Here is a 25587-nt window from a genome sequence, read left to right as displayed (position 1 = left end):
CGCGCCTGCGTGTACTCAGGCGTCCAGCAACTCGAACGTCACCGCCTCGCCACTCTTGGCCGACGCGCACACCCATACATCGAACATGCCCGGCTCGGCACCAAACACGTTCCTGTGATTGGTGAAGGCCAGCGCGTCGCGCGCCAGGGTGAAGGTCACGTCCGCGCTTTCGCCAGGCTGCAACAACACCTTGCGGAAGCCCTTGAGTTCGCGGACCGGGCGCACCCGGCTGGCCACGCGATCGTGCACATACAGCTGCACTACTTCCTCGCCGGCCACGCGGCCGGTATTGGTGACGCGTGTAGTGATGGTCAGCGTCTGCTCCCAGCCGAGCTGCGCGCTACTCAACTGCGGCTGCGCATAGGCAAAGGTGGTGTAACTCAGGCCATGGCCGAACGGGTACAACGGCTCGTTGGGCATCTCGCGCCAGCGCGCCTTGTACTCGGACAGTGTCGGCAGTTCCGGGCGACCGGTGCGCAGATGGTTGTAGAAATACGGCTGTTGCCCGGTCACCTGCGGAAAGCTGATCGGCAGACGCGCGGACGGGTTGTAGTCGCCGAACAACACGTCGGCCACGCCGGTACCGGTCTGCGTGCCCAGGTACCAGGTCACTGCAATCGCATCGGCATCGCGCACCGCACCGCTCAGGGCCAGCGCGCGGCCATTGCGCAGCAGCACCACCATCGGCGTGCCGGTGGCGGCGATGGCTTCGGCCAATGCCTGCTGCGCCGGCGGCAACACGATCTCGGTGCGCGACTGCGCCTCGCCACTGAAGCGCTGCGGCTCGCCCAGCGCCAGCACCACCACGTCGGCAGCCTGCGCCGCATCGATGGCGGCGGAAATACCGCCCGGCAGCGCCTCTTCCAGGCCGCAGCCCGGCACCACCGTCAAATGCTCGCTGCCGACCACCGCACGCACGCCCTGCTCCAGGGTCACATAGCGGTCCTTGTCGCCGAACAGCGTCCAGCAACCCTCGATGTTCTCGCGGTCCTGCACAAACGGCCCGATCAGCGCGATGCGCTGGCCGCTTTTCTTCAGCGGCAACACGTCGCCGTCGTTCTTCAGCAACACGATCGAACGCCGCGCCGCATCGCGCGACAGCGCATCGTGTGCAGGCAGATGCGTGGTATCGGCTTCGCGTGCCGGATCCAGCGAGCGGTACGGGTTGTCGAACAGCCCGATCGCTTCCTTCAGCTGCAGCATGCGCCGCACGCTGGCATCCAGCGTGGCCATCGGCACCTCGCCGCTTTCCACCAGCGACGGCAGATGCGCGGCATAGAAGCCGCTCTGCATGCTCAGATCCAGGCCGGCCAGGAACGCCTTCTTGGTCGCATCGCGCTCATCGGCCGCATAGCCGTGCGCAATCAGTTCCATGTCGGCGGTGTAATCGGAAATCACCACACCGGGGAACTGCCATTCACCGCGCAGGATCTCGGTCAGCAATTCGTGGTTGGCGCTGGCCGGCACGCCGTTGATGTCGTTGAACGAGGACATCACGCTCAATGCACCGGCATCGAAGGCGGCCTTGAACGGCGGCAGGTGGACATCGCGCAGGGTCTGCGGCGCGATGTCCACGGTGTTGTATTCCATGCCCGCGGCCACCGCGCCGTAGGCGGCGAAGTGCTTGGGCGTGGCCAGCAGGCAGTCGTCGGCCTTCAGATTGCCACCCTGGAAGCCGCGCACGCGCGCGGCGGCAAACGCCGCGCCCAGCACCACGTCTTCGCCAGCGCCTTCCGCGCCACGGCCCCAGCGCTGGTCGCGCGCGATGTCCACGGCCGGTGCGTAGGTCCAGTGCAGGCCGGCGGCGGTCGCTTCGATCGCAGTGGCGCGCGCGGTGCGCTCGGCCAGGTCGGGTTCGAAGCTGGCCGCTTCGCCCAGCGGAATCGGGAACACCGTGCGCATGCCGTGGATCACATCCGCCGCCAGGATCACCGGGATGCCCAGGCGGCTTTCTTCCACCGCCACCTTCTGGATCTGTGCGCCCAGCGCGGCGCCGACGCCATTGAACAGCGAGCCGACCCGGCCCGCGCGCACCTGCTGCAGCACCTCGTCGGCGTTGAGCACGTTGGCTTCGGGATTCACGTCCGGTGCGAACGGCCGCACCATGTCGGCGAACACACCCAACTGTCCGACCTTCTCTTCGACGGTCATCTGGGCAATCAGGGTTTCGATACGATCAGCAGCCATGAGATCCTTGAGAAAACGTTTACATGGCCGTCAATTCTAGCCTGACGCGACCGCGAGGGGGCAAGTGTCGGGATTTGGAATTCGGGATTCGGGATTTGTAGGGCCCGGTTGAACCGCGCGTTGGTGTTGTGGATCGGTCGCGTGGTGGTGGATCGGCGGTCCGGTGCCAGTTGGATCGCCGGGGCTCGGCCATGGCTCGAAGTCGCCGCCCGATGCAGCACTCGTGGCCGTCAGCGGGCCCGCTCGCGCTCGATGATCACCCCCACCGCCTGCGCGCCGCGCACCGCACCTGGCTTGCTCAGCTTCAACCGCAGCCAGTGCACGCCGAATTCGTCCAGCACGATCGCCGCGCAGCGCTCGGCCAGGGTCTCGACCAGCCCGAAGTCCGAGGCCTGCACGAATTCGATCAAGCGCTTGCTCACCGCCTTGTAGTTCAAGGTATCGGCGATATCGTCGCTGGCGGCCGGAATGCGGTTGTCGAAGCCCATTTCCAGATCGAACCGCAGCGTCTGGCGGATGCGCCGCTCCCAGTCGTAGATGCCGATCAGCGCATCGATTTCCAGGCCTTCGATAAAAACTTTGTCCATTGGGAGCCGTGATTGGGGATTCGGGATTGGGGGATTGGCAAGAGCGCGACAGACAGCAGGTAGAGGGACTAGCTTCTACGAATCTCCAATCCCCACTCCCGAATCCCGCGCCGCCGCCAGCGGCGGCAGCGCGGCCATATCCCAACGCGGCGTCACATGCACCGCCGCGTCGGCGCGTTCGCCGGCTTGCAGCCGCAGTGCGCCGGCGAAGGCGATCATCGCGCCGTTATCGGTGCACAAGGCCGGCCGCGGAAAGCACACCCGGCCACCGCGCCGCTGCGCCGCGTCCTGCAGGCGTGCACGCAGGCGCTTGTTGGCACCGACACCGCCGGCCACCACCAGGGTGTTGCAATCGGCCGCATCCAGCGCGCGCAGGCATTTGATCGCCAGCGTCTCCACCACCGCATCCTCGAACCCGCGCGCGATATCCGCCCGCGTGGTGTCGGACTGGTCGCTGGCGCGCCAGGCCAGCAGCACCTGGGTCTTGAGCCCGCTGAAACTGAAATCCAGCCCGGGCCGGTCGGTCATCGGCCGCGCGAACTTGTAGCGCCCAGGGGTGCCGGTTTCTGCCAGGGCGGCCAGCTGCGGTCCGCCCGGATACGGCAGGCCCATCATCTTGGCGGTCTTGTCGAAGGCCTCGCCGGCCGCATCGTCCAGGGTCTCGCCGAGCACGGCGTACTGGCCCAGGGCCTTCACCGACACCAGCTGGGTGTGTCCGCCGGAGACCAGCAGCGCCACGAACGGTGGCTGCGGCGGGTCGTCTTCCATCAATGGCGCCAGCAGATGGCCTTCCATGTGATGCACGCCGATCGCCGGCACATCCAGCGCCCAGGCCAGCGATCGCGCCACGCCCGCGCCGACAAGGAGTGCGCCGACCAGGCCCGGGCCGGCGGTATAGGCCACCCCGTCGAGTTCGTCGATACGCAATCCGGCCTCGTCCAGGGTCTGGCGGATCAGCGGCAGCAGCTTGCGCACATGGTCGCGACTGGCCAGCTCCGGCACCACCCCGCCGTATTCGGCATGCAGCGCGATCTGGCTGTAGACCGCGTGGGCCCGCAGCGCCGGCACCCCGGACAGCGCGGTGTCGTAGACCGCCACGCCGGTCTCATCGCATGATGATTCGATCCCAAGAACTTTCACGGCAACTCGGCAGGCAGTGACATGCGGGCTATTTTCGCAGCTTTTGCCCTGCGCAGATCGACCAGGGGCGATCTGCTGCGCGGCCGTGTCATCGCCACCGGATCACCCGCAAGCGCAGGCTTTATCAGGCTTGCTCACGCAGATGCTGCAGGGGGCTTGCAGGTCGTTGGCAAGTCGTTATAATGCGCGGCTCGCCGGGGCAACCCGGAAATTCCGTCACGCGAGTCCGCTCGCACCCGCCCGGGGCTCCCGGACGGAAATCCCATTATCTGGAGAACCCATGCCCAGCGTTAAAGTCCGCGAGAACGAGCCCTTCGAATTTGCGCTCCGCCGTTTCAAGCGCACCTGCGAAAAGGCCGGCGTGCTGGCCGAAACCCGCAAGCGCGAGTTCTATGAAAAGCCGACCCAGGAGCGCAAGCGTAAGGCTGCCGCTGCTGTGAAGCGTCAGTTGCGTCGTTCCTCGCGCGACGTCACCAAGCGCCAGCGCTTGTACTGATCGAACGCGGTTCCTTGCCGACGGGCATGCGCTGAAGGCGCGGCCCATCGGAGTGGAACCCAAGAGCCGGCACGCGCAAGCGTCGCCGGCTTTTTGTATTGGTCCGCTGCCAGGCGACCGCTGCGTTCTGCGCAGCTGCAGAGCCGACCGGCATCGCTGCCGCCATCCGCGCCTGCCCGGCCCGACTTCCTGCCGATGCATTGCGCCCGTCATGGCGCATCGGCACATCAGCAACACGCACTCCCAGGAGTTACACCATGCCCCTCAAGCAACAGCTCACCGATGACATGAAAGCCGCCATGAAGTCCGGCGACAAGCACAGCCTGGGCGTGATCCGGCTGATCAATGCCGCGATCAAGCAGAAGGAAGTGGACGAGCGCGTCGAGATGGACGATGCCGCCGTGATCGCCGTACTCGACAAGATGGTCAAGCAGCGCAAGGACTCGGTCACCCAGTACGAAGCCGCTGCACGCGACGACCTGGCGCAGATCGAGCGCGAGGAGATCGTAGTGATCGAGCGTTACCTGCCGGCCAAGATGGGCGAAGCCGAGATCGTCGCCGCCATCCAGGCAGCCATCGCGCAGACCGGTGCCAGCTGCCCGGCCGACATCGGCAAGCTGATGGGCGCACTCAAGCCCAAGCTGGCTGGTCAGGCCGACATGGGCCTGGTCTCGACGCTGGTCAAGCAGCATCTGGCAGGTTGAGTCTTCGCCTGCGTAGCGCCCTGTGCCTGATGGCCAGGGCGCTGCGGCGAGCCGCATACGTGCCGCTGCTTGCAGTGCCGTCTCAACCGCAGCAAAGGCGCAACATCCAGCGCCCGCTTTCACCCGATCTTTGAACACGCCCTGTTAGAACACCTTCGCCAGCACAGGTCCGGGTGAAGCATTCCGCATGCCGGCTTCACCTCACGACGCCTGCGCACACAACGGTATGCCCAAGGATTCCCCCGCCGGTGACGAAGCTCTCAACCGAACACCTGCAGAAACATCTGAGCCGCCTGCAGCGCAGCCTGCCGATGGCACTGCTCAATCGCTTTCTCGAGATCGACGTGATGACGCAGGCCGCGTCGCTGTCGTTCTACGCCTTGCTGTCGCTGGCACCGCTGCTGGTGCTGCTGCTGTGGCTGACCGCCTCGCTGTATCCGCCTGCGCAGGAAGCGCTGGTGCAGCAGATCGCGCAACTGGCCGGCGGCAGCGCGGCGGAAGTGGCCGATACGGTGATCCGCAACGCCACCGATCAACCCGGCGTGGGCTCGTTGGCCGGACTGTGGAGCACGTTGCTGCTGTTCATCGGCGCCACGGCGGTGTTCGCGCAATTGCAGAACGCCCTGAACCTGATCTTTCGCACCGACAAGCAGCGCTTGGAAGGGCTGATGGCGTGGCTGAAGAAGCGCGTGTTTTCCTTCGGCGTGATTCTGGCACTGGGCTTTTTGCTGATCGTGTCGATGATTGCCACCACCGCGTTGCAGGTGGTGTTCGCACGCTTGCCGTCGGTACTGCCGGCGATCGGCTACATCACCACCCTGGCACTGTATTCGCTCGCCTTCGCCTTTCTGTATCGCTATCTGCCCGATCGCACCGTCAACTGGCGGCAGGCCTTTGTCGGCGGCGTGATCACCGCGCTGTTGTTCGCACTGGGTCGCTACGGCATCGGCCTGTACATCGCAAAGGCCGCGCCTGGCAGCGCATACGGCTCGATGGGTACCCTGGTGATCCTGCTGGTGTGGATGTACTACGCCTCAGTGGTGTTCTTTGTCGGCGCCCTGCTGACCGCGGTAATCGACGAGCGCGTGCGCTCGCATCGCAAGCTGCGCGAGGCCGGCGTGGATACGGACAACCTGCCGCCGGTCGCCGCCGAACCAGACGCCACGCTGCAGCCGCCGCCGGCACCGCCACGCAGTTGATCGTGTCTGGTGCGCCTGGTACCGCGCATGCCCGGGCGGCACGCACCGCGTCGTCGAGGGCCGTCGCTCACTGACAGCGGCCAGCGCCGGTGGCTGGGATATCCTAGCGGGATGGCCCGCATCCCCGACGCATTCATCGACGAACTGCTTGCACGTACCGACATCGTCGAGGTGGTGGGCGGCCGGGTGCCGCTCAAGCGTCAGGGCAAGGAATACTCGGCGCGCTGTCCGTTCCATGACGAGCGCTCGGCCTCGTTCACGGTCTCGCCGACCAAACAGTTCTATCACTGCTTCGGCTGCGGCGCGCACGGCACCGCGATCAGCTTTCTGATGAATTACGACCGCCTGGAATTCCTCGATGCGGTCGACGAGTTGGCCAAGCGCGCCGGCATGGACATCCCGCGCGAGACCCAGCAGCGCAGCCCGCAACAGCAGGACGACAGCCGCGAGCTGTATTCGGCGCTGGAGGCGGCGACCAAGTTCTTCCAGCGCCAGCTCGAGGGCAGCGAACGCGCCCGCGACTATCTGGACGGCCGCGGCGTGGATGCCGACAACCGCGCGCGTTTCCAGATCGGTTACGCGCCCGATGGCTACAGCGCACTGAAGGACACGCTGGGCACCGATGCCCGCCGCATGAGCGTGCTCGAACGCGCCGGGCTGTTTTCCAAGAACGATCGCGGCCATGTCTACGACAAGTTCCGCGACCGGGTGATGTTCCCGATCTTCGACCGCCGCGGCCGCGTGATCGCGTTCGGCGGACGCATCATGGGCGCGCCGGCAGATGGCCGCGACCCGGGACCGAAATACCTCAATTCGCCGGAAACCGCGCTATTCCACAAGGGCCGCGAGTTGTACGGCCTGTGGCAGGTGCGCCAGGCCAATCAGAAGATCGAGCGGCTGATCGTGGTGGAAGGCTACATGGACGTGGTCTCGCTGTTCCAGTTTGGCGTCACGCAGGCGGTGGCCACGCTGGGCACGGCGACCACTCCAGAACATGCCGAGTTGCTGTTCCGTAACGCGCCGGATGTGTACTTCTGTTTCGACGGCGACAACGCCGGCCGCAAGGCCGGCTGGCGTGCGCTGGAATCGGTGCTGCCACGCATGAAGGACGGCCGCCAGGCGTTCTTCCTGTTCCTGCCCGATGGCGAGGACCCGGACACCATCGTGCGCAAGGAAGGCGCGCAGGCCTTCGATCAGCGCCTGAAGCAGGCCACGCCGCTGTCGCAGTTCTTCTTCGACGAGATGTCGCGCGAGATCAACCTGCACACGCTCGATGGCAAGGCGCGTCTTGCCGAACGCGCAAAGCCGATGCTGGCGCAGATTCCCGAAGGCGCATTCGGCGATCTGATGAAGCAGGAGCTGTCGCGCCTGACCGGCGTGGGCGTCAGTCAGGCGACGCAGGCGTCCGCACCGCAGGCACGACCACCTGCACGCATGGGCGCGCCCACGCAAAAGCGCAGCCTGGTGCGCGCGTCGATCGCGATCCTGCTGCAGCGGCCGTCGCTGGCGATGAGCCTGGAGGGCGACCACGATTTTTCCGGCCTGCGCCTGCCCGGCATCGACCTGTTGATGGAACTGCTGGCACTGGTGCGGCAACGCCCGGAAATCAGCACCGGCGCATTGCTGGAACACTTCGCCGAACGCGAAGAACAAGCCGCCCTGCAGAAACTGGCCGCACAGGCACTGCCCGGCGACGAACACAGCTGGGCGATGGAGCTGCATGACGTCGTTGCGCAACTGGACAAGCAATTGCTGCGTCAGCGCCTGGACGAACTGCAGGACAAGCAGCGCGCGCAGGGCCTGGACGACACCGACAAATACGAGCTGCGCGAGCTGTTCAAGGCGCTCGCCGCGTTGTAGTGCGGGTAGCGCGAGGGGATCGGCTTACGCTGTCGTGTACGGGCCAGGCGCGCATGCTGCACGACGCCATGGCCCAACTGGACCGGCAACTGCTGCAACAGCGCAAGGAAGAACTGCAGACACAGCAACGCGCACACGGACTCGACGAGGCCGACCTTGCACGGGCTGCGCGCACTGCTGCGTCTGCGTCCAGGCGTGCGCTGAACACCCGGCGCACGTTGTCAGACCACCTGTTGCCGACCCACCCGGCCAGCCTTGGCAGGTGCATGCAGGCGCGCGCTCAGAGCTGCTTGAACAAGGTCCTGGCCATCGAGCCGAGCGCCGCGCTGACCGCTTCGATTTTGTCGGCATCGGCCAGTGCGGCCTGGCCGGCATGCGCGGTCAGCCGCTCGACCAGCGCATCGCGCGCGGGCGCGCCGTCGGCACTCTGCGTCTGCGGCGTGCCAGGCACGGGCGTGAGCCCCGGAGCAATCAGCGCCTGATAGGCGGTGGTGTGCTGGTAGGCCATCTGCTCGAGGAATTGCACGACCGTGGTGGGGGTGCCGGTGAGCATCCCGGTCAGCGGCTGGTTGCCGATCTGCCGGTAGCTCACCGTGGACGCCACCGCATTGGCGATGGCCACATCGACCAGCACATCGATCTCCTTGATCGGCGCATTCCCGTACAGCGTCTTGATCTGGCTGAGCATCGGCACGGTCCACGCATGCGGCACGCAATCGAGCGTGTTCCACAAGTCGGCATTCCAGATCTGATATGGCGCCGCGCCCGGTGCTGGAGAGGGCAATGCCTGTGCATACAGCGCGGCGAACCCGCCGTTGCCCGGCGTGGCGCCGGCGGTGGGATAGCAGTGCACGGCGCTGAAATTGTCCAGCTTGCCGTTGGTCTTCAACCAGGTCGCCAAGGTCGGCGACAGCGCACCGCCCAGGCTATGCCCGGCAAAGATAACCGTCGCCTTGCTGCCATCCAGCCCTTGCAGGAAATCCGCCAGCGTCGTGTTCGGCGCCAGTGCGGTGGAGGGGCTGACCATGTTGAGCAGATGCCACACACCGGTAGCGGCGCCCATCGAGATGACCGCCGAACCTGGCTTGACGGGTTTCTTCGCCGCAACCGGCGCGGTGCCGAGCAACGGCGTGTAGGTCGCAAAATCCACCACCGAGGACACATCGAAGTCTTCGGTGAACCAGTCGTAGAGCGACTCCGGGTTGGTGGCGCTCAGCGCGACCACATACGCCTCGCCGATGCCCGGCATGGCGTCGGTATGGGCCACGTACATGGCATTGCCCGACAGCGACGAATCGGCCGCCTGCCAGACCTGCGGCCCCCACACCAGTTGCCAGTCGCCGATCCTGTCCTGAGTGTCGGCCGATGCCAGCGTCTGCAGCAACGTGGCCTGGTAGTCCGCCTGCAACGCCGGCTGGCTGCCCCTGCGATCACCTACCCAGTTGGCCAGGGCGGAAAGCGCAAAGGTCTGTTGATATTGGTCGTAGCGCATGGACCGGCTCCTTTCCTTAGGCCTTGCGTGGAAACACGATCGAACACGGACGCGGCATGCGGGCACCGTTCGGGCACGGATGCGCGCGACATGTGCAACCGGAATCTAACAAAGGATGTGCGTGCCAGAAGCGCTCGCGCAGCGGAATCTCGACGCATCGCACGAATCGCTCATCACCCCACGCGGCGCCGTCTGCACCGCTGCAGGCAGGCGCAACCGCACACTCGGGCCAGAGCCAGGGCAAGAATGCATCCGTCCCCGCCTTGCGCTGCGCAACTGACTCGCACGCTGCACACTGGCCCCTACAATGGCACTCTGCAGACGTCTCTCCCCCCAATACGCACGATGATCAAACACTGGCTGGCGCGGTTGCGCATCGATCCATTCACCCTCGCGCTGCTGTGCACGGTCACGCTCGCCTCGTTCCTGCCGGTCTCGGGCACCGCCGCCGCGATCATGGACGATGTCACCGACGTGGCGATCGCCGCGCTGTTCTTCCTGCATGGCGCGCGCCTATCGCGCGAGGCGGTCAAGGCCGGCGCGCTGCATTGGCGCCTGCATCTGCTGATTTTGGCCTGCACTTTCGTGCTGTTCCCGCTGCTCGGGCTGTTGTTCAAACCGCTCGCGCATCTTGCGCTGACACCGGAGCTCTATATCGGCGTGCTGTTCCTGTGCGCGTTGCCGTCCACGGTGCAATCGTCGATCGCCTTCACCTCGATGGCGCGCGGCAATGTGCCGGCAGCCGTGTGCGCCGCCTCGCTTTCCAGCCTGCTGGGGGTGTTTTTCACACCGTTGCTGATGGGTGCCCTGGTCGGCAGTCAGGGCGCCATGGCGCACCCGGCCGAAGCGATCGGCAAGATCCTGCTGCAGTTGCTGGTGCCGTTCCTGGCTGGCCATTTCATGCGCCCGTGGATCGGCGGCTGGGTCGAACGGCATCGCGCCGTGCTGCGTTACACCGACCAGGGCACCATCCTGCTGGTGGTCTACACCGCCTTCAGCGCGTCGGTAAACGAAGGCCTGTGGCAGAAGACGCCGTTGCCGGCCCTGCTCGCGGTGCTCGGTGCGGCCGCGCTGTTGCTGGCGGTGGCGATGCTCTCGATCACCTTCATCGCGCGGCGCCTGCGCTTCAACCGCGCCGACGAGATCGCGATCGTCTTCTGCGGCTCGAAGAAGAGCCTGGCCACTGGCGTGCCGATGGCCAAGGTGATGTTTGCCGGCGGTGGCCTGGGCGCGATCGTGTTGCCGATCATGCTGTATCACCAGCTGCAGCTGATTGTCTGCGCCTTCGTGGCCGCGCGTTATGCGCGCACCGCACCGGGCGAGACGCAGGCCGATGCCGGTGGTCATTGAACCTGACGGCCATTGCACAACGCTGGTCTGATCGATGACAGCCGGCGCCGCCCGCGCTGCGTGTCAGGCAAAGGCCTGCTTGCCGCCGGCGCGTTGCCTGCGCCGCCATCGCCAGGCCGCTACGCCCGGCGCGACACCGGTTCGCGTTGGGTGTCGGTGCCAGTTGTAAGCAGATATACAACGGTTATGACGCACTCCGACGCTGGCACAGTGCCGCTCGCTAGAGTGTTCGATCCACCTTCTGCCGTCCCCCATCGGTGATTGCCATGACGCTGTCGTTCCGACGCCCTGCCCCGTCCCTGATCGCGCTGCTGGCGGTGCTGGCCACACTCACTGCCTGCAACAAGCCCGCCACGCCATCAGCCCCGGCACAGACCAAGACGACGGCCACGCCTGCCCCCGCGTCCAGCATCGCCTGGCGCGAGGGCGATGTCGACGACGCCTTCGCCGAGGCCAGGGAGAGCGGCAAGCCGATCCTGTTGTACTGGGGGGCGGCCTGGTGCCCGCCCTGCAATCGCCTGAAGTCCACCTTGTTCAAGGACCCGGCCTTCATCGCCCGCACCCAGCTATTCGTGGCGGTGCATCTGGACGGCGATTCGGAGGGCGCGCAGGCCTGGGGCGAGCGCTTCGGCATCAAGGGCTACCCGACCATCATCGTGCTGCGTCCGGATCGCAGCGAGATCACCCGCCTGGCCGGCGATGCCGACAACGCGCGTCTGGCCGATGTCTTGCGCGTGGCGGCCAAGAGCACCAGCACCGTCAAGCAACTGCTCGACACCGCATTGAAGAGTCCGCAGCAACTCAGCGCGGACGACTGGGCCGTGCTCGGCAACTACGCCTGGGGCACCGACGACCGGCTGGTCAAGCCGGAGCAGGCCGTCGATGTGCTCACGCGCCTGTCGAGGTCGGCGCCACAGCCGGCCCTGCAGCGCAGCTTCGCCCTGGCAGCGATTACCGCAGCCAAGGAGCCGCCCGCCGCCAGCGCGGCGTCGCGCGCGTTGCTGGAAGCGGTGCTAGCCGATCCGGCAGAGGTCCGCGCCAATCTCGGCACGCTGAGCTACATGCCCGCACGGCTGGTTGCCGCTGCCAGCGGCGATGCTGGCGAGCGCACCACCCTGTCCAATGCGCTGAATCTGGCATTGGACAAGGTCTATGCCGACACCGCCCTGCCGATCGCCGACCGGCTCGGCACCGCGTACGCACGGATCCAGCTGGCCCGCCTGGCGCAAGGCCAGCCCACCGAAACCGAGGCCAAAGGCCCGCAACCGCCGCTGCCCAAGGCCGTGGTCGACACCGTGCAGCAACGCGTGCAATGGGCAACCGACACCGCCAGGACCCATGAGGAGCGCCAGTCCACCATCAGCACCGCCGCAGCGTTGCTCGGCGAGGTGGGCGACAACAGCGGCGCCGAACAGTTGCTGCTGGCCGAGTTGACGCGCAGCAAGACGCCGTACTACTACATGCCCGAACTGGCCGATCTGGCCGAACAACGCGGCGATAAGAAGACCGCGCTGTCCTGGCTCAGGAAGGCGTACGAAAGCGCGCAAGGACCGGCCACCCGCGTGCAATGGGGCGTGATGTATGTGGATGGCCTGGTCAGGCTCAGCCCGGACGACACCGCCGGCATCGAAGCCGCTGCCACGCAGGTGATCGGCGAGCTGGCCGGGCAACCCGATGGCTACCGCCAACGCACCCGGCAGCGCTTCGCCACGCTGGGCGCCACCTTGAAGACCTGGAGCAGGCAGCATCGCCAGGAAGGCAATGCGGTGCTGACGCGCCTGCAGCAGAAGATGCAGAGCAGCTGCGGCAGCAAGAACACCAGCGAATGCGCCAACTGGTTGAGCTGAGCCGGCATGCCGGCGCAGCCATCCGCACCGCGAGTGTGGCCACGCTGACACCATCGCAGCGGCGGTTTGGCGGTTGGCCGCCGGATGCCCGACCACGCGCGCACCCGGCGGGTACCAGCGAGATGGGCCGGTTCCAGCCGCCGGCCAGCTCACTCCGACAACGGCCTGGCAGGTCTACCGATGGCTGTTGGCGGTGGCGGGCTTCACTGCGCTGCCGCTAGCGCACCCACGGCAACAGCAGGTGATCCACCATCAGGAACGCGAACAGCGCCATCAGATACACGATGGAGTAACCGAACATCTTCATCGAGAACAGCTCGTCCGGCGGGTCGAGCATGCGCCAGGCGTACCAGAGGAACACCACGTTGAGCACCACCGCGCCACCCAGGTAGAACAGCCCGCTCATGCCCACCGCCACCGGCAGCAAGGTCACGATCGCCAGCAGCACCGTGTAGACCAGGATCTGCTTGCGCGTATGCGGCACACCGTGGGTGACCGGCAACATCGGGATCGCCGCCTTGGCGTAATCGGCACGCCGGAAGATCGCCAGCGCCCAGAAATGCGGCGGCGTCCAGATGAAGATGATCAGCACCAGCAGCGAGGCATTGATCCAGTCGGCGCTGGTCGGCAAGCCGGTCACTGCGGCCCAGCCCAGCATCGGCGGCGTGGCGCCGGCCAGGCCGCCGATCACGATGTTCTGCGAGGTCGCCCGCTTCAGGTACACGGTGTAGATCACCGCGTAACCGATCAGCGACGCAAACGTCAGCACCGCGGTGATCACATTCACCCAGACCACCAGAAGGGTCATGGAGATCACGATCAGCACGCTGGCAAACAGCAGCACCTGCCACGGCCGTACCTTGCCCACCACCAGTGGCCGCCATGAGGTGCGTGCCATCTGCGCGTCGATCTTGGCATCCAGCAACTGGTTGATCGCCGCCGCGGCCGATGCCGCCAGCCAGATGCCCAGAAAGCCCAACGCACCGGTGCGTACCTGCACCCAAGTCGGCATATCAGGGATGGCCAGGAACATGCCCACCAACGCGGTGAACACGATCAGTGCCACCACCTTGGGTTTGGTCAGGTCCCAGTAATCGCGCGCGCTGACAGCCATGCTCACTCCGGCGCGCGCAGCCGCGCCAGCAGCGAGACCAGCACGAACAACAGTGCGACCGCGCCGCCGTTATGCAGCACCGACACTTCCAGCGGCAGGGCCAACTTGACGTTGAGCATGCCCAGCGTCACCTGCACCGCCACCAGCACCGCCAGCGCACCGGCCCACACGCGCATGCCCGGCGAGCGCGACAGACGCCAGGCCAGCCACCACAGATACAGCGCCGTCGCAATTGCCCACAACCGGTGCGCCATCTGGATGGCGATACGCGCAGCACCATCGAGCACACCGCCTTCGTAATCCACACCGATCCCGCGCCACAGCGTGAAGCCTTCGCGGAAGTCGTGCGGCGGCCACCACTGGCTGACGCAACGCGGGAAATTGTCGGCCGACCAGCTGCCGCCGCCACAGGCCAGCGCCGCGTAATTGGCACTGACCCAGCCGCCAAGCGCGATCTGCAGGCCCAGCACCGCCACGCCCGCGCGCAACAGCCACTTGAGCCGCGATGCGTCCGCCAGCGTGATCGGCAAGTGGGTCGCGCGCCAGGCCATCCACACCAGCAGCGAAAACATCAGCATGCCGCCGAGCAGATGGCCCATCACCACGATGGGCTTGAGCAGCAACGTCACCGTCCACATGCCCAGCAGCGCCTGGAAAATCACCACCGCCAGCGTCAGCACCGCCGCACGTGCCAGATCGATATTGCTCCAGCGCAGCGCCGCCAGCAGCAGGATCGCCTCGCCCGCGATCGCCACGCCGAACGCCAGGGTGTGCCAGCCGGACATGTACAGCGGAATCGACAACGCCACCAGCACCGCGGCAGAAACCACCTGGGCGATGCCCATGCGGCGGCGGCGCACCGCCAGCAACGACAGCACCAGCACCTCCACCCCGAGCGCGCCGGCCAGGAAGCGGTGCACCTGCTCGCGCCAGGCCTTGTGCGATTCCAGCGGCCGGATCTTGCTGGCCACATGCGTATTGGCTTCGTCACTGGTCTGCGGCCAGGTGACGCGGCCGTAGCAGGTCGGCCAGTCCGGGCAGCTCATGCCGGCATCGGACAGCCGCACGAACGACCCGAACAGGATCGTGCTCGCAGTGAACAACGCAGCCAGCCAGGCCATGCGATGGAAGTGGCGGAACAATGCCGGTGGCGCAAACAGATTCATCGAAACGGGCTCACATCAGTTTCAGCAGCTTGACCAGATCGGCACGCAGGCCGGCCGGGTCGAACCCCGGGGCATACCGCAGGATCACGAAGCCATTCGGGTCGATCACATACACCGGCACGCCGGCGGCATCGTCGGCACGCGGCAGGCCCTGCCGCAGCCGCGCGTCGTCGCGCAGCACACGCAGGGCCGGCATCGGCGGCAACCCGGCCGGCGGGGTGCCGATCCACAACACCTCCACCTTGTCGGCGCGATGCCCGAGCAGCTGCCACACCTTGTCCAGTTCGGCCGCCAGCGTCACGCACTGCTGCGTGCAACTGGCAGGCGGTGCGAGCGCAACCCGCCACACGCGTTCGGCAGGCGTCCATGCATACGGCTGCCCGTCCGCGCGCACCGGCACCAACCCGCGCAGGTCGGCGGGCGGCTTGAGCAATTCGCCGTGATTGCGCATCGATGCCGGCTGCCATCCGGAGAAGCGCAGCACGCCGGCCAGCAACATCGAGCCGAAGAACAGCACCGCCAGGGCAATCAGCATCCTGCGGCCGCGTTTGACCGAATGCGGCGTGGCCGATGGGGAGGAGGTCATGCCGGCGATTTTCTCATGCCGCAGGCGTCAGTGCCCGCGTCGACGGCGGCGACGCGCACGCCACGTCAGCAGCGTCGCGGTGACCAGCACGGCTGCGGCCAGACCGAACCATTGCACCGCATAACCCAAGTGCCGCGCGGGTGGCAGCGTATTCGGCAGCATCTCCAGGTCGCGTGCGTAACCGACCGGCAGGGCCGGATCCAGGCGCAGGACCTGCGACGAAATGTCGCGCCTGCCAAGCGCACTGCGCAGGGCGGTGGTCTCCAGACGCGTAGCCAGCCAGGTCTGCGGCGCATCGGCAGCCGACAACGCCGGCCCCATCGCAAGCCCGGCCGAGGGCGGCGCACCCAGCAACCCCCGCAGTGCATGGGTCCCTTGCAGCGGCGTGATCGTCGGCAACTGCCGATTGGCCGGCAACGGCAGCCAGCCCAGATCGACCAGCAGCGTGACCGGGCTGCCTTGCGGCGCGGCAAGTTGATAGATCCGCACACCGGCGCGCCCCGCATGCAGTTGGTTGTCCAGCAGCACCTGCTGCGGCAGGAACCACACGTCCCCGCTCACCCAGGCCAGCGCATGCGGCGTGGCCAGGGCCTGCACCAGGGTCAACGGCGTCTGCCGCACCTGCGCCGCGCGTTCCAGCAACGCCTGTTTGTCGTGCATGCGCTGCAGCTGCCACTGTCCAAGCGCCACAAAACCCGCGCTGACCAGCACGGCCAGGCACCATCCCAGCACCGCCGTGTGCTTGCGCATCATGACAAGCGACGCAAAAAGGCGTGCAATGCCGCTACCACGCCGACGACCACCGGGGCTGTTGTGAACGATTCGCTCAAGACGTTGCTGATTGTCGCCTTCCTGATCGTGATCCTGTGGAACCTGGGCGCAGGCCTGTACTACCTGCTCACCGACCGTGGCGAAACCAAGCGTACCGTCAACGCACTGACCTGGCGCATCGGCCTCTCAGTCGCACTGATCGCCGTGGTGATCCTGGGCATCTATACCGGCTGGATCAAGCCGCATGGGCTCGGCCGCTGATGCGGCCGACGGGATTGGGGAGTCGGCATTGGGGATTGGTAACAGCAAACGCGGATCGCTCTTGCCAATCCCCAATCCCGACTCCCCACTCCCCGCCCTCAAAGTACATACACGAACAGGAACAGCGCCAGCCACACCACGTCGACGAAGTGCCAGTACCACGCGGCCGCTTCGAAGGCGAAGTGGTTGTCGCGGGTGAAGTGCCCACGCGCGACACGCAGCCACATCACCGCCAGCATGATCGTGCCCAGCAGCACGTGCATGCCGTGGAAGCCGGTGAGCATGAAGAAGGTCGAGCCGTAGATGCCAGATCCCAGCGTCAGATTGAGCTCGGTGTAGGCGTGGATGTATTCCTCCGCCTGCAGAAACAGGAACACGCAGCCCAGCAGCACGGTCAGCCCCAGCCACAGCAATAGCGCGCCGCGACGACCGCCCTTGAGTGCGTGGTGGGCGATGGTCAGGGTCACGCCGGAGCTGAGCAGGATCAGCGTATTGATCAGCGGCAGGCCCCAGGCCGGAATGGTCTGGAATTGCCCACCGATCGTGCCGGGGCCATTGGTCGGCCACGCAGCGGAGTAGCCGTTCCACAACAGTTCGTTGGTCATCACGCCATCGCCTTCGCCGCCCAGCCAGGGCAGCGTCAGCACGCGCGTGTAGAACAGCGCACCGAAGAAGGCGCCGAAGAACATCACCTCGGAAAAGATGAACCACACCATCCCCATGCGGAAGGAGCCGTCCACCTGGCGGTTGTAGTGCCCGGCATTGGATTCGCGGATGACATCGCCAAACCACATGAACAAGGTCGCCAGCAGCATCGCCATGCCGACGAAAAACGTCCAGCGTCCCCATGCCGCATCGTTGAGCCAGCTGGCCACGCCGATCATCATCACGAACATCGCAATCGACCCGACAAAGGGCCACTTGCTCTGGCTCGGGACGAAATACGCATCGGCGTTGGGACTGTGGTCGGCCATGGCGTTGCTTCCGTGTCGGTGCTGCGTGTGGATGAGGGATTACGGCGCGGCGCGCGGCGCGCTGGATGCGCCACCGCCTTGCAACTCCGAGGTCAGGGTGTCGTTGCGATAGAACGTGTAGGACAAGGTGATCGTGGTGACTTCCGGCGGCAACGCAGGGTCGACGATGAAACGCAGCGGCATGTCGCGCGTTTCGCCGGCCTGCAAGGTCTGCGCGGTAAAACAGAAACATTCGGTCTTGTTGAAGTATCCGGACGCACGCGCCGGTGCAACCGATGGCACCGCACTGCCGACCACCGCACGCGCGCTATCGTTGCGCGCAAAGTACAGCGCCTCGTTGAGTTCGCCCGGCACCACATCCATCGTCATCTGCTCGGGATGGAAGGTCCACGGCAGTTTGGAATTGACCCCGGCATCGAACTCCACCCGTACCGTGCGTTTGCCAGGCCCTGCAGTCGCCGCAGCATTGGCACGCGTGCTGCCGGGTGCGCGCTCCATGCGGATGCCGAAGACTTTTTCACACGCGATGCGATACAGCGGCACCAGCGAAAAGGTCAGCACAAACACGCCCAGCACCACGCCAAGCAGCTTGAACAAGCCGGCAGTCGGTGCAGGTGCGGGCGCCCGCGCGTTCACCGCCCCACGATTCCCGACATGATGAAACCCGCGTAGATCAGCAACGCGATGATGCCGACGGTGATCGCCGTACGGCGCACCGCGCGACGCTGTTGCGCCTGCCGTTCGGCAGCCGAGAGCAGGCGTGTCACCGCTGCCGGCGCGGACTCAGTGACCGATGTCTTCATGCGCAAGATCTCCAGGCTTGATCACCGGCGGCACGGTGAAGGTATGCGCCGGTGCCGGCGACGGCACCGTCCACTCCAATCCCCTGGCGCCTTCCCAGGCACGTGCGTCAGCCTTGGCGCCACTGCGCAACGAGGCCAGCAGGATGCCGGCCATCAGGAACGGCGTGGCGAACATGCCGAACGCGCCGATCGAGCTGATCAGGTTCCAGTCGGCAAATACCACGTTGTAATCGGGAATACGCCGCGGCATGCCGGCCAGGCCGAGGAAATGCTGCGGGAAGAACAGCAGGTTGACGAACACCATCGTCCACCAGAAATGGAACTTGGCCCAGGCCTCGTTGTACATCCGCCCGGTCCACTTCGGCCACCAGTAATACACCGCCGCAATCAGCGCGAAGACCGCACCGGTGACCAGCACATAATGGAAATGCGCGACCACAAAATAGGTGTCGTGGTACTGGAAGTCTGCCGGCACGATCGCCAGCATCAGGCCTGAAAACCCACCGATGCTGAAAAGGATCACGAAGGCCACCGCCCACAGCATCGGCGATTCGAACGTCAGCGAGCCCTTCCACATCGTGCTGACCCAGTTGAACACCTTCACCCCGGTCGGGATGGAGATCAGCATCGTGGCGAACATGAAGTATATTTCGCCACCGAGCGGCATGCCCACGGTGAACATGTGGTGCGCCCACACGATGAAGCTCAGGAACGCGATCGCCGCGATCGCATACACCATCGCCTGATAGCCGAACAGCGGCTTGCGGCTGAAGGTCGGAATGATCTCGCTGACCACGCCGAACGCCGGCAGGATCATGATGTAGACCTCCGGGTGCCCGAAGAACCAGAAGATGTGCTGGTACATCACCGGGTCGCCGCCGCCGGCCGCGTTAAAGAAGCTGGTGCCGAAGAACTTGTCGGTCAGCAGCATGGTCACCGCACCGGCCAGCACCGGCATCACCGCGATCAGCAGGAAGGCGGTGATCAGCCAGGCCCAGCAGAAGATCGGCATCTTCAGCAGGTCGATGCCGGGCGCGCGCATGTTGAGCACGGTGGCGATGATGTTGATCGCACCCATGATCGAACTGACGCCGGCGACATGGATCGCAAACACGCTGAAAGCCACGTTGTAGCCGCCCTGCAGCGATAGCGGCGGATACAGCGTCCAGCCACCGGCCGGCGCGCCGCCCGGCAGGAACAACGTCAGCAGCAGCAGGGTGAAGGCCACCGGCAGCAACCAGAACGACCAGTTGTTCATGCGCGGCAACGCCATGTCCGGCGCGCCGATCTGCAGCGGAATCATCCAGTTGGCCAAGCCGACGAAGGCCGGCATCACACCGCCGAAGATCATCACCAGTGCATGCACGGTGGTCATCTGGTTGAAGAATTCCGGCTTGACGAACTGCAGCCCGGGCTGCATCAGTTCAGCGCGGATCACCACGCTCATCGCCGCGCCGACGATGAACATCACGAAGGAAAACAGCAGGTACAGCGTGCCGATGTCCTTGTGATTGGTCGAGAAAAACCAGCGCTCGACGAAACCGGGCTGGTGGTGTCCGTGGTGATCGACTGCGGTATGCGCCATGACGGAACGACCTCTACGAAGCGATGCGGTTGCGGGCGATTAAAGAGCGGCAGTCGGCGCGGCGGCCGGAGCAGGCGCAGCGGCTGGAGCGGCCTCGCCGGCAGGCGCTGCTGCAGGTATGGACGCCGGTGCCGGCGTGCCGGGCGCTGCGGCAGGCGCTGCGCCGGCACTGCGACGCGCTGCGAGCCAGCGCTGGAATTCGGCCTTGGGCAGCGCTTCCACCACGATCGGCATGAAGCCATGGTCCTTGCCGCACAACTCGGCGCACTGGCCCCGATACACGCCGGGCTGCTCGATGTTGGTCCATGCCTCGTTGACGATGCCGGGGATGGCGTCCTGCTTCCAGCCCAGGGCCGGCACCCACCACGCATGGATCACGTCGTCGGCGGTGATCACGAAACGGATCTTGGTCCCGACCGGCAGCACCAGGCGGTTGTCCACATCCAACAGGTAATGCGGTTGCGAGGCAGCGGTCGGACGCTCGCCACTCTGGCGGATGCGGTCGGACTCGCGCGCCAGCCGGCTGGTGAACTCCACGCCCTGGCCCAGATACTCGTATTTCCACATCCACTGGTAGCCGGTGACCTTGACGGTCATTTCCGACTCGCGGGTGTCGTACATCGCGATCAGCTTGGCCGTCGCCGGCCAAGCCATCGCAATCAGCACCAGCACCGGAATCACCGTCCACAACACCTCGGCCGTGGTGTTGTGACTGAACTGCGCAGCCACCGCGCCCTTGGACTTGCGGAACTTGAAGATCGCATAGCCCATGGCACCGAACACCAGCGCGCCGATCACCACGCAGACCCACAGCGCCACCATGTGCGCCTCGTAGGCCATGCGCGCGGTCTGGGTGACCCCGCGGCCCATGTTGAGCTGCCATTCCTTCGGGTCGGCCGATTGCGCCCAGGCGACTGAAGCGCTCGACAGCGCCAGCATCGCCAAAGCCAATTTCGAATACGTCGCCTTCCAGCTGCTGCGTTGCGTCATTGCCTAGACCCTTACGTCATCGGTGACGGCCATTGGCGGCCACGAGCAAGCGTTTCAGCGTAGTTGCCAGTTCCACACGTTCGGCCGGCCCGAGAAAACTTCCGATCTCGATCTGCTTGCCGCTGCTGACCAGCACCACCCTGTCGTCGCGTTCCATGCATAACCGCACCCAATGCGGATGTGCCTGAAACGCTGGTGGCGCATGTCCGGATGGAAACACCTCGACAACGGTCTCCCCTACCCGGATCGCTTCTTCGCGCTCGCCACTTCGCCACAACTGCCGTAGCGCCAGCGCCACCACACCACTGTGCAACAGGGCGAACACCGGCGCGAATGCATTGCCGGTCCACCACCCCAGGCCCGCAAATACCCACATCGTTCCCGCCAAGACTGCGAACAGCTGCACGAACTGCCTGGCCGACAATGCCCGCGGAGGCCGCAACCGCAACTGCGTCCCGACCCCTTCGGACATCAACGGCAGTACTTCGATCATTGGCAACACGCAGCGCACTGCGGGAATTGCCCGATGGTAGACCCGCACGAACGCATGCGGCAAGCGTTTCCGGCAATCATTCGATTGCTGCAGTGCAGCTAAAAACACGCGTAAATCAACCACTTCCCGGTGCATGTGCCGATGCCCGCGGCTGCGGCCGGCAAGGATCGAGTCTGTTTCGGGCCTGCACCGGCCACGTGCACAAAACGGCGGAAAAGTTGCCGCTTCCACACAAGTGCTCAGGGGCTGCGGCTCTCTAGAATGAGCACGGATTCCCAGGCACCCTTCGCATGAACGCTCAGCTCGACCCGCTTGCCTCTCCCTCAGTTGCGCGCCCGCTGCTGGCGCCCGAGCTGCCTGCCGCACCCGGCGCATTGCGTGCGGCGATCACCGCCGCCTGGCTCAAGGACGAAACCGAGCACGTCCGCGAGTTACTCGACCAGGCGCGTCTGCCAGCCGCCGAACAGGCCAAGGTGCAGGCGGTGGCCGCCGACCTGGTCACCCGCGTGCGCGCACGTGCGCAGGACCAGGGCGCGATCGAAGCCTTCATGCGCCAGTACGACCTGGGCAGCGAAGAAGGCGTCCTGCTGATGTGCGTGGCCGAAGCGCTGTTGCGCATTCCCGACCAGGACACCGCAGACAAGCTGATCCGCGACAAGCTCGGCGATGCGGACTGGAAAAAGCACGTCGGCGGCAGCGACTCGGTGCTCGTCAACGCATCGACCTGGGGCCTGATGCTCACCGGCAAGCTGGTGCAACTCAACGACCTCACCCGCGCCGACGTGCCGGGCGCGTTCAAGCGCCTGATCGGCCGCGTCGGCGAGCCGGTGATTCGCCTGGCCGTGCGCCAGGCGATGAAGATCATGGGCCACCAGTTCGTCATGGGCCGCACCATCGGCGAAGCACTCTCGCGCTCGCGCAAGGGAGACAAGGCCGATTACCGCTATTCGTTCGACATGCTCGGCGAAGGCGCATTGACCATGAAAGATGCGCAGCGTTATCTGCAGGCGTACCGCGATGCCATCCATGCGATCGGCCGCAGCGGCAGTTTCGTCGGCACCGATGTATTCGCAGCGCCCAGCATCTCCATCAAATTGTCCGCACTGTATCCGCGCTACGAACATGCCAAGCGTGCGCGCGTGATGGCCGAGCTGGTACCAGTCGTGCTCGAGCTGGCGCAACTGGCCAAGTCCTACGGCATCGGCTACACCGTCGATGCCGAAGAAGCCGACCGTCTGGAACTGTCGCTGGACATCATCGAGGCCACGTTCTCCGACCCGTCGCTGGATGGATGGGAAGGCTATGGCCTGGCGGTGCAGGCCTACCAGAAGCGCACGCCGTATACGATCGATTTCCTGGCCGACCTGGCACGTCGCGTCGGCCGTCGGATTCCGGTGCGTCTGGTCAAGGGCGCGTACTGGGACGCGGAGATCAAGCGCGCACAGATCGAAGGTCATCCCGGCTATCCGGTCTTTACCCGCAAGCAGAACACCGACGTGTCGTATCTGGCCTGTGCGCGTCGCATGTTCGCGCATAGCGATGCGCTGTATCCGATGTTTGCCACGCACAACGCACAGACCATCGCGGCGGTACGCGCGATCGCCACGAGCAAGCATTACGAACACCAGAAACTGCATGGCATGGGCGATGACCTGTATGCCGAAGTGATTCCGGCCGATCGCCTGGGGCTGCCCTGCCGCGTGTACGCACCGGTCGGCTCGCACGAAGATCTACTGCCGTACCTGGTGCGACGCCTGCTCGAAAACGGCGCCAATTCCAGCTTCGTCAATCGCATCACCGACGAGGACGTCGCCATCGAAGACCTGATCCGTGATCCGGTCGAAGCAGTGTCCTCGTTCGGCTCCATTCCGCATCCCAAGATTCCGCTGCCGACCGATCTGTTGCGCAGCCAGAACCAACACAGGAAGAACTCCATGGGCGCCAACCTCGCCAACGACAACGATTTGCGGCAGCTGGCCGAGCAACTCAACGCCGCAATCAAGCCTTGGAAGGCTGCCCCCCTGGTGCCCGGCGCGGTGATCAGCACGCCCACCCAGGCGGTGCTCAACCCGGCGGACCGTCGCGAAACGGTCGGGCAGTGGCAGCCGGCAGATCCGGCAACCGTGCAGACGTCGTTGGCAACCGCTGCTGCCGCGCAGCCGGCCTGGAACCGCACGCCTGCCGCCAGCCGCGCCACCATCCTGGAGCATGCCGCCGACCTGCTCGAAGCGCGCATGCCCGAGTTCATGGCCATCTGCGTCAAGGAGGCCGGCAAGACCTTGCCCGACGCGGTGGCCGAAGTGCGCGAGGCGGTCGACTTCTTGCGTTACTACGCCAGCCAGGCACGCGCCCAGTTCGGTGCGCCCGAGCGCCTGCCCGGGCCGACTGGCGAATCCAACGAGCTGCAGTTGCATGGTCGCGGCGTATTCGTCTGTATCAGTCCCTGGAACTTCCCGCTCGCCATCTTCCTCGGCCAGGTCGCCGCCGCATTGGCCGCCGGCAACAGCGTCATTGCCAAGCCCGCAGAGCAGACCAACCTGATCGGCTACGCCGCAGTGAAGCTCTTGCACGAAGCAGGCATCCCCGAGGCGGTCGTGCAGTTCCTGCCTGGCGACGGCGCCACCGTCGGCGCCGCGCTGACCAATGACCCGCGCGTGGCGGGCGTTGCCTTCACCGGCTCCACCGAGACCGCACGCGTCATCAACCGGACCCTGGCTGCGCGCGACGCCGCAATCGGTGTGCTGATTGCCGAAACCGGTGGCCAGAACGCCTTCATCGCCGACTCGTCCTCGTTGCCGGAAGCCGTCGTCAAGGACGCGATCTCCAGCGCCTTCATGTCCGCCGGCCAACGCTGCTCGGCGGCCCGCGTGCTGTTCGTGCAGGACGACATCGCCGACAAGGTCATGACCATGCTGGCCGGCGCCATGGGGGAATTGAAGATCGGCGATCCTGCGCTCCTGTCCACCGACGTTGGTCCCGTCATCGACGCAGATGCACTCAAGATCCTCGACGATCATGCGGCGCGCATGGATCGCGAAGCCCGCCTGATCGGCTCCACCACCCTGGATCCGGCCGCCGCTAACGGGAGTTTTTTCGCCCCACGTGCGTACGAGCTGACCTCGCTGGCGCAGCTGCAGCGCGAAATTTTCGGACCTGTGCTGCACGTCATTCGTTGGAAAGCCGACCAACTCGACGCCGTCATCGACCAGATCAACGCCACTGGCTATGGCCTGACCCTGGGCGTGCACTCGCGCATCAACGAGACCATCGATCGCATCACCGCACGCGTTGCGGTCGGTAACGTTTACGTCAACCGCAATCAGATCGGTGCAGTCGTCGGCGTACAACCCTTTGGCGGCCAAGGCCTGTCCGGCACCGGCCCGAAAGCCGGCGGCCCGCATTACCTGCTGCGCTTCGCCACCGAGAAGGTCGTCACCGTCAACACGACCGCCGCGGGCGGCAATGCCTCCCTCCTGACCTTGGGCGACTGATCCTCGCCACAATGCAAACGTCATAGTGCAGTCGATTGGACCAACAAAAACCCCGCTCACGCGGGGTTTTTGTTGGCTTGTGCCCTGCTAATGCCTCATGCAACGGCGATAAGTGATGTGGTCAAGCACACGCTTGTCGAACGCAGTCGCAGTATCGATGAGCAGCTTCGCGGCGAAGAATAGCCCAGTCAGCGAGTCACCTCGATCTTGATGCGTCGCAAGGCCCTGATAGTCGCAGGGCTCGGCGCCTGCGTTGGAGTGCAACCAAGATCGATCCGCCGCCGCACTAGCCGGCTACCGGCACTGCCTGCCTTGATCCGCGACCGACATGGGCCATCATCATCACATTGGCTTGTGGCTTGTGGCTCGTGGGTTTCTGCTGTCTGCTTTGGCCAATCGCACCCAAATAGCGAGCAAAAAGAAACCCCCCATCCTGTTGGATGGAGGGTTTCGGGTAAAGCCCCTGGCGATGACCTACTCTCGCATGGCTT

At 65.5% G+C, this 25587-nt stretch carries 23 protein-coding genes; 8 read left to right on the top strand and 15 right to left on the bottom strand.

The window, feature by feature from the left end; translation table 11 throughout:
- Positions 1-15: 15 nt before the first annotated feature.
- The 3 genes from LL972_RS07010 to tsaD form a co-directional block, all read right to left on the bottom strand.
- Positions 16-2187 (bottom strand): glycoside hydrolase family 3 N-terminal domain-containing protein, encoded by a 2172-nt coding sequence (locus LL972_RS07010; protein ID WP_228326962.1) that lies wholly within the window; start codon positions 2185-2187, stop codon positions 16-18.
- Between the two features lie 230 nt (positions 2188-2417).
- Entirely contained in the window at positions 2418-2774 is a 357-nt protein-coding gene (gene folB, locus LL972_RS07005; protein ID WP_024938857.1) for a dihydroneopterin aldolase, read from the bottom strand.
- Between the two features lie 75 nt (positions 2775-2849).
- Entirely contained in the window at positions 2850-3914 is a 1065-nt protein-coding gene (tsaD, locus tag LL972_RS07000; RefSeq protein WP_228326961.1) for a tRNA (adenosine(37)-N6)-threonylcarbamoyltransferase complex transferase subunit TsaD, read from the bottom strand.
- A gap of 280 nt (positions 3915-4194) precedes the next feature.
- Here tsaD and rpsU point away from each other — a divergent pair, with 280 nt between their 5' ends.
- The 4 genes from rpsU (at position 4195) to dnaG (ending at position 8173) form a co-directional block, all read left to right on the top strand.
- Positions 4195-4410, top strand: coding sequence for a 30S ribosomal protein S21 (gene rpsU / locus LL972_RS06995; RefSeq protein WP_002808376.1), 216 nt, complete (start codon positions 4195-4197; stop codon positions 4408-4410).
- A gap of 257 nt (positions 4411-4667) precedes the next feature.
- On the top strand, positions 4668-5114 hold the full coding sequence (locus LL972_RS06990) for a GatB/YqeY domain-containing protein (RefSeq protein ID WP_228326960.1): 447 nt from the start codon (positions 4668-4670) through the stop codon (positions 5112-5114).
- A 248-nt stretch (positions 5115-5362) separates the two neighbouring features.
- Entirely contained in the window at positions 5363-6313 is a 951-nt protein-coding gene (locus tag LL972_RS06985) for a YihY/virulence factor BrkB family protein (protein ID WP_323134208.1), read from the top strand.
- Between the two features lie 111 nt (positions 6314-6424).
- Positions 6425-8173 carry a DNA primase gene (dnaG, locus tag LL972_RS06980; protein WP_228326958.1) on the top strand — a complete coding sequence of 583 codons (1749 nt, stop codon included), beginning with the start codon at positions 6425-6427 and terminating at the stop codon, positions 8171-8173.
- A gap of 280 nt (positions 8174-8453) precedes the next feature.
- Here dnaG and LL972_RS06975 read toward each other — a convergent pair whose 3' ends face one another.
- Positions 8454-9665 (bottom strand): lipase family protein, encoded by a 1212-nt coding sequence (locus LL972_RS06975; RefSeq protein ID WP_228326957.1) that lies wholly within the window; start codon positions 9663-9665, stop codon positions 8454-8456.
- A gap of 345 nt (positions 9666-10010) precedes the next feature.
- On the opposite strand from LL972_RS06975, the gene LL972_RS06970 reads away from it, so the two are divergent.
- On the top strand, positions 10011-11015 hold the full coding sequence (locus LL972_RS06970; RefSeq protein WP_228326956.1) for a bile acid:sodium symporter family protein: 1005 nt from the start codon (positions 10011-10013) through the stop codon (positions 11013-11015).
- Between the two features lie 266 nt (positions 11016-11281).
- Positions 11282-12862, top strand: a complete 1581-nt coding sequence (locus LL972_RS06965; RefSeq protein ID WP_228326955.1) for a thioredoxin family protein — start codon at positions 11282-11284, stop codon at positions 12860-12862.
- A gap of 217 nt (positions 12863-13079) precedes the next feature.
- On the opposite strand, the gene cyoE is transcribed toward LL972_RS06965, so the two are convergent.
- The 4 genes from cyoE to LL972_RS06945 are packed head-to-tail and all read right to left on the bottom strand — an operon-like array spanning position 13080 to position 16481.
- Positions 13080-13976, bottom strand: a complete 897-nt coding sequence (gene cyoE, locus LL972_RS06960; protein WP_228326954.1) for a heme o synthase — start codon at positions 13974-13976, stop codon at positions 13080-13082.
- A gap of 2 nt (positions 13977-13978) precedes the next feature.
- A complete protein-coding gene (locus tag LL972_RS06955; RefSeq protein ID WP_039816000.1) occupies positions 13979-15142 on the bottom strand; it encodes a COX15/CtaA family protein in 1164 nt (387 codons plus the stop codon).
- Between the two features lie 10 nt (positions 15143-15152).
- Positions 15153-15728, bottom strand: coding sequence for a hypothetical protein (locus LL972_RS06950; RefSeq protein WP_228326953.1), 576 nt, complete (start codon positions 15726-15728; stop codon positions 15153-15155).
- Between the two features lie 27 nt (positions 15729-15755).
- A complete protein-coding gene (locus LL972_RS06945; RefSeq protein ID WP_228326952.1) occupies positions 15756-16481 on the bottom strand; it encodes an SURF1 family protein in 726 nt (241 codons plus the stop codon).
- 60 nt (positions 16482-16541) lie between these two features.
- Here LL972_RS06945 and LL972_RS06940 point away from each other — a divergent pair, with 60 nt between their 5' ends.
- On the top strand, positions 16542-16760 hold the full coding sequence (locus LL972_RS06940) for a twin transmembrane helix small protein (protein WP_006449736.1): 219 nt from the start codon (positions 16542-16544) through the stop codon (positions 16758-16760).
- Between the two features lie 98 nt (positions 16761-16858).
- Here LL972_RS06940 and LL972_RS06935 read toward each other — a convergent pair whose 3' ends face one another.
- The 6 genes from LL972_RS06935 to LL972_RS06910 are packed head-to-tail and all read right to left on the bottom strand — an operon-like array spanning position 16859 to position 21605.
- Positions 16859-17734: a cytochrome c oxidase subunit 3 gene (locus LL972_RS06935; protein WP_104535425.1), complete on the bottom strand. Its 876-nt coding sequence runs from the start codon at positions 17732-17734 to the stop codon at positions 16859-16861.
- 39 nt (positions 17735-17773) lie between these two features.
- Positions 17774-18370 carry a cytochrome c oxidase assembly protein gene (locus LL972_RS06930; protein ID WP_228326951.1) on the bottom strand — a complete coding sequence of 199 codons (597 nt, stop codon included), beginning with the start codon at positions 18368-18370 and terminating at the stop codon, positions 17774-17776.
- Positions 18367-18537, bottom strand: coding sequence for a hypothetical protein (locus tag LL972_RS06925; protein ID WP_228326950.1), 171 nt, complete (start codon positions 18535-18537; stop codon positions 18367-18369). Before LL972_RS06925 ends, LL972_RS06930 begins: the two co-directional genes overlap by 4 nt.
- Positions 18518-20122 carry a cytochrome c oxidase subunit I gene (gene ctaD / locus LL972_RS06920; protein ID WP_228326949.1) on the bottom strand — a complete coding sequence of 535 codons (1605 nt, stop codon included), beginning with the start codon at positions 20120-20122 and terminating at the stop codon, positions 18518-18520. Before ctaD ends, LL972_RS06925 begins: the two co-directional genes overlap by 20 nt.
- Positions 20123-20161: 39 nt before the next feature.
- A complete protein-coding gene (gene coxB, locus LL972_RS06915; RefSeq protein ID WP_228326948.1) occupies positions 20162-21112 on the bottom strand; it encodes a cytochrome c oxidase subunit II in 951 nt (316 codons plus the stop codon).
- A gap of 16 nt (positions 21113-21128) precedes the next feature.
- Complete coding sequence (locus LL972_RS06910) at positions 21129-21605, bottom strand: DUF2244 domain-containing protein (RefSeq protein WP_228327026.1); 477 nt, start codon at positions 21603-21605, stop codon at positions 21129-21131.
- A 290-nt stretch (positions 21606-21895) separates the two neighbouring features.
- Here LL972_RS06910 and putA point away from each other — a divergent pair, with 290 nt between their 5' ends.
- The gene (gene putA / locus LL972_RS06905) at positions 21896-25096 is read left to right on the top strand and encodes a bifunctional proline dehydrogenase/L-glutamate gamma-semialdehyde dehydrogenase PutA (RefSeq protein ID WP_228326947.1); all 3201 of its coding nucleotides are present in this window, start codon (positions 21896-21898) and stop codon (positions 25094-25096) included.
- A 286-nt stretch (positions 25097-25382) separates the two neighbouring features.
- Here putA and LL972_RS06900 read toward each other — a convergent pair.
- The coding region (locus LL972_RS06900) for a hypothetical protein (RefSeq protein ID WP_228326946.1) at positions 25383-25587 on the bottom strand (205 nt) is incomplete at its 5' end.

The organism is Xanthomonas campestris pv. asclepiadis (genome assembly GCF_020784175.1).
Classification (GTDB): Bacteria; Pseudomonadota; Gammaproteobacteria; order Xanthomonadales; family Xanthomonadaceae; genus Xanthomonas; species Xanthomonas campestris_D.
Note: the sequence above shows the minus strand (reverse complement) of the source record. Positions and strands in the feature narration are given on the sequence as shown.

Excerpts from the sequence above, each read along its gene's own strand:
- LL972_RS07010 (WP_228326962.1), bottom strand. The coding sequence starts at position 2,187 with ATGGCTGCTGATCGTATCGAAACCCTGATTGCCCAGATGACCGTCGAA.
- folB (WP_024938857.1), bottom strand. The coding sequence starts at position 2,774 with ATGGACAAAGTTTTTATCGAAGGCCTGGAAATCGATGCGCTGATCGGC.
- rpsU (WP_002808376.1), top strand. The coding sequence starts at position 4,195 with ATGCCCAGCGTTAAAGTCCGCGAGAACGAGCCCTTCGAATTTGCGCTC.
- LL972_RS06990 (WP_228326960.1), top strand. The coding sequence starts at position 4,668 with ATGCCCCTCAAGCAACAGCTCACCGATGACATGAAAGCCGCCATGAAG.
- dnaG (WP_228326958.1), top strand. The coding sequence starts at position 6,425 with ATGGCCCGCATCCCCGACGCATTCATCGACGAACTGCTTGCACGTACC.
- LL972_RS06975 (WP_228326957.1), bottom strand. The coding sequence starts at position 9,665 with ATGCGCTACGACCAATATCAACAGACCTTTGCGCTTTCCGCCCTGGCC.
- LL972_RS06970 (WP_228326956.1), top strand. The coding sequence starts at position 10,011 with ATGATCAAACACTGGCTGGCGCGGTTGCGCATCGATCCATTCACCCTC.
- LL972_RS06965 (WP_228326955.1), top strand. The coding sequence starts at position 11,282 with ATGACGCTGTCGTTCCGACGCCCTGCCCCGTCCCTGATCGCGCTGCTG.
- cyoE (WP_228326954.1), bottom strand. The coding sequence starts at position 13,976 with ATGGCTGTCAGCGCGCGCGATTACTGGGACCTGACCAAACCCAAGGTG.
- LL972_RS06955 (WP_039816000.1), bottom strand. The coding sequence starts at position 15,142 with ATGAATCTGTTTGCGCCACCGGCATTGTTCCGCCACTTCCATCGCATG.
- LL972_RS06950 (WP_228326953.1), bottom strand. The coding sequence starts at position 15,728 with ATGACCTCCTCCCCATCGGCCACGCCGCATTCGGTCAAACGCGGCCGC.
- LL972_RS06945 (WP_228326952.1), bottom strand. The coding sequence starts at position 16,481 with ATGATGCGCAAGCACACGGCGGTGCTGGGATGGTGCCTGGCCGTGCTG.
- LL972_RS06935 (WP_104535425.1), bottom strand. The coding sequence starts at position 17,734 with ATGGCCGACCACAGTCCCAACGCCGATGCGTATTTCGTCCCGAGCCAG.
- LL972_RS06925 (WP_228326950.1), bottom strand. The coding sequence starts at position 18,537 with ATGAAGACATCGGTCACTGAGTCCGCGCCGGCAGCGGTGACACGCCTG.
- ctaD (WP_228326949.1), bottom strand. The coding sequence starts at position 20,122 with ATGGCGCATACCGCAGTCGATCACCACGGACACCACCAGCCCGGTTTC.
- coxB (WP_228326948.1), bottom strand. The coding sequence starts at position 21,112 with ATGACGCAACGCAGCAGCTGGAAGGCGACGTATTCGAAATTGGCTTTG.
- LL972_RS06910 (WP_228327026.1), bottom strand. The coding sequence starts at position 21,605 with ATGATCGAAGTACTGCCGTTGATGTCCGAAGGGGTCGGGACGCAGTTG.
- putA (WP_228326947.1), top strand. The coding sequence starts at position 21,896 with ATGAACGCTCAGCTCGACCCGCTTGCCTCTCCCTCAGTTGCGCGCCCG.